The 3,300-nt window shown below is 31.9% G+C and carries 4 protein-coding genes; all 4 read left to right on the top strand.

The window, feature by feature from the left end:
• Window positions 1-905 (top strand): SLAP domain-containing protein (locus tag ACZ2M0_RS09335; protein WP_490059272.1); only part of this gene is annotated, 905 nt, incomplete at its 5' end.
• A gap of 194 nt (window positions 906-1,099) precedes the next feature.
• Entirely contained in the window at window positions 1,100-2,149 is a 1,050-nt protein-coding gene (locus ACZ2M0_RS09330) for a helveticin J family class III bacteriocin (protein ID WP_046333027.1), read from the top strand.
• Window positions 2,150-2,259: 110 nt separating this feature from the next.
• The gene (locus tag ACZ2M0_RS09325; protein WP_038521153.1) at window positions 2,260-2,523 is read left to right on the top strand and encodes a hypothetical protein; all 264 of its coding nucleotides are present in this window, start codon (window positions 2,260-2,262) and stop codon (window positions 2,521-2,523) included.
• Window positions 2,516-2,833, top strand: coding sequence for a phage holin, LLH family (locus tag ACZ2M0_RS09320; RefSeq protein WP_038521156.1), 318 nt, complete (start codon window positions 2,516-2,518; stop codon window positions 2,831-2,833). The genes ACZ2M0_RS09325 and ACZ2M0_RS09320 overlap by 8 nt, the downstream gene beginning before the upstream one ends.
• Window positions 2,834-3,300 lie beyond the last annotated feature (467 nt).

Here is a 3,300-nt window from a genome sequence, read left to right as displayed (position 1 = left end):
CTACTACGTCAAATGTAAATTCTGAGCAAGGCAAGCTAACCTTGAATCATAAGACTCGTGTTTATAACAAAAAGGGTAAGAAAAAGTATTCTTATCTTAAAACGAATGGGCTGCTAAAAAAGGGTGCTTTAGTAAGATATGTTGGCAAAATTAAAGCCCTATCTGATCCAGATACCAAGCGTTATTCCTTTAATGACAAAGATATGAACTGGTATTATCTACCATATAAAACAATTAAAGGTAAACAATACTACAACATCGGTCATGGCGGTTATATTAAAGCTATAAATGTTGATAGTATCAATGGAAATAAGTTATTTACTAATTATGCTACTGTTACAATAGCATCATCGCCATTTTCTTCTGATAAAGATTTTACAAAAGCAAATCTTGTTAATAATAAAGGTGAATTTACCAATAAATATGTCAAAAAGGGTACGAAACTAGTGGTTGATCGTCGCAGTAATAGAGAAGAACTAGCAGGGACGACTAAAATTGATATGCTTGATAATGGAGTTCTAGAAGTATTCCGCATAAAAAACAATAAAAAATTGTTTGTTTTAAGAGACGACCTTAAAACGCAGCCTCGTCAGCAACTAATACCGTATACTAATATCATGCATGTAAGATTTGTGAATGACGCATATCTTTATAATATAAAAGGAGAATTTGCGGACGATTCATGGTTTAGTTCAGGTGATACGGTTTCGGTTACAGGATTAAGATATATATGGGTTCCAGCAGATAAAAAAGCAGAACTATTTTATGAAGTTTTAGATTCACCTTCATCGATGTCAAACTGTAATTTTGTGAAAGCTTCGACTGCTAAATATACTTTTGGCAATCATTTAAAGCCAATAAATACAGCAGCTGATGTCACGCCAGCCAACATAGAAAAAATATAAAAGAATAAAGTTAAATATAAAAAGCAATGAATCCTCATTGTTTTTTTTTGCTTAAAACTTGCACAATTCCTCCAACAAAGAATTAAGCCGACATTAGTCGGCTTAATTCCTCCTTACGTGCTATTTTAATTATGATCTCGAGATTAAAGATTTGGATAGATAATTATTTTTTCAATTAGTAAAGGAGTTTCGATATGAGAAAAGTATCTAGTGTAACGCCAAGTTTGAAATATGAATTGAATGGTCTCCATCAGGTAGTTGTTCAAAAAGGTAATGTAGCAACTAAATATATATATGCGTTGCAGCAATTGGCCAAAGGTACAGATACTGTAGTTTATAGAGCAAGAAAAGATGGATTTAATGCACAATTTACAAAAGGCGAAAAGCATTTTCGGTTATTTTTAAAGGGTGCTAAAAAGAGTGGTACAGCAGGTTCTCATACACAAACTTGGGAATATGCTGGACCTAACGGCAATGGTGAGTGGTTTATTGGTACAAAACCTAAAAAACTTTCAAGCTCTAAATATTACTGGGCTACTCAAATAGCAAGGGTAAAATTTCAAAATAAAAAATATACGAAAAATACACAGATGCCTAGGTTGTCAGCTCTTAATAGAGCAGGAGCAGGCTATGATGATAATGTAGTTTATCCAGGAGTTAATTTGCTTAGATCCGAAGCTGCGGTTTCTCCAAATTATCTAGATATGTTGATTGTTACTATTGATACAAGTGGAACGGCTCATTTTGGTTTCTACTCAGTGAATGAAATTAATAAAGCTCTCAATGGTGGTCCTACAAATTATCCGCTTGATCAATTTCGTTGTTCTTATGCATTTAAAATTGAGAATTTTACATCTGCTGTTGGATCAATTCAGGGCTTTGATATAGACGATAAAAAAAATATCTATATTTCAAGTGAAGCTGCACCTAAAACAGATGATGTAGGTCAAGGGGTAGCTCAAGATCGTTATATTTATAAAATACCTTATGGTTATCAAAAACTGCCGAATGGATTAGTGGATTGGAATAGCACAGAGAACTGGCATAGAATTAATTTGAATGCTAATAATAATGATCACAATAATGGTTCAGTCTTAGATCGGAGTAAATTTGTTACTGAGTTTGAAAGTATTCAAGTAATTAATAAAAATGATGCATATTTAACGGTCTCATATCATGACGCAACTACATTAAAGACTTTGCACAGTAGAATTTATGAAATTACTTGGAATGACCCAGAGTAGTAATAAGTTTTATAAATAGATCATAAAATATTTAAAAGTCTCAAACAGCTCACTTACTGTTGAGACTCTTTCTTTTATACAAACCAAAATAGCAAGGAGGAATATGCATAATGTATAAAAAACTGATAATTTTGCTAACCTCAACTGCCTTTTGTGGACTCGTTTCAATGCTAATCAATTTTTATCAGTGGCATGTAAAAACAAGAAATACTGCAAATGATAAAGAACGGCGACGATTATATAACGAAGTAAAATACTATCGTACAAAGTTTCTTAATGATGAAAATGAAATTGATCATTTAAAAGAAAAAATTCGTAAATTAAAGGCAGCACAATTTACTACTGTCAAGGAGAGAAGTGATATTGATGGATAAATTAACGTCTATTTTACAATTGTTAAGCACGCTAGCTGTAATAATTGCGTTTATTCTTGTTGGTATTTATCCATATATTAAAGAACGTAATAAATCTTTAGCAGATAAGTTAGATGTATGGTATAAGCTTGCTCAAGTTTTAGTTAACGAGGAAGCTATTAAAAGTGAGAAATCTGGTGCAGATAAAAAACAGACAGCTACTGATACATTAATGATCCAAGCAAAAAAGTTAAAAGTACCATTAACCAAGAATGTGGCTGCTGGATTGGTACAAAATGCTTATAATCAAACTAAAACAAGACGTAGTTGAATGCCTACAAAGCAGATTTAGCAAATTGCGTAAATCATACAAGAACTTAATGAGCAGGTAGTTGAATTATATAATTTATTAGATTAATGATAATTAGCCATTAAAACACGCTGGCAGCAATTTGTTGTTAATCTAGAAAGCTTTTAAGCTTGATAGAATACTACTCTCAGTCTAAAAGACTATTAATTTTAAAAAAATTAGTAGAATTTGATATTTCTATGGTATGATTACTTTAACAAGCAAATAAAATGCCTTGATTGCCAATAAGGACAATCAAGGCATGAAAAAAGCTAATCTCAAACTTTTGCAGGGTAACAGATTAGCTTCATCAATTAAATTAAGTATAACAAAAATACTTAAAAATTCAAGAGATGAAGTTAAAAAGACCTTCGAGTTAAAAGATTAGCCCGGAGGTCTTTTCCGTTATCAAGCGAACCAACAGGACAAAGTTGAAAAAAGGGACAGGT

This window comes from Lactobacillus sp. VURO6/B1 (VP7), from assembly GCF_058139575.1.
This window is presented reverse-complemented; position numbering and strand designations above follow the sequence as displayed.

Bases quoted from the DNA above. Each gene is read 5' to 3' on its own strand.
- ACZ2M0_RS09320 (WP_038521156.1), top strand. From the start codon at position 2,516: ATGGATAAATTAACGTCTATTTTACAATTGTTAAGCACGCTAGCTGTA.
- ACZ2M0_RS09330 (WP_046333027.1), top strand. From the start codon at position 1,100: ATGAGAAAAGTATCTAGTGTAACGCCAAGTTTGAAATATGAATTGAAT.
- ACZ2M0_RS09325 (WP_038521153.1), top strand. From the start codon at position 2,260: ATGTATAAAAAACTGATAATTTTGCTAACCTCAACTGCCTTTTGTGGA.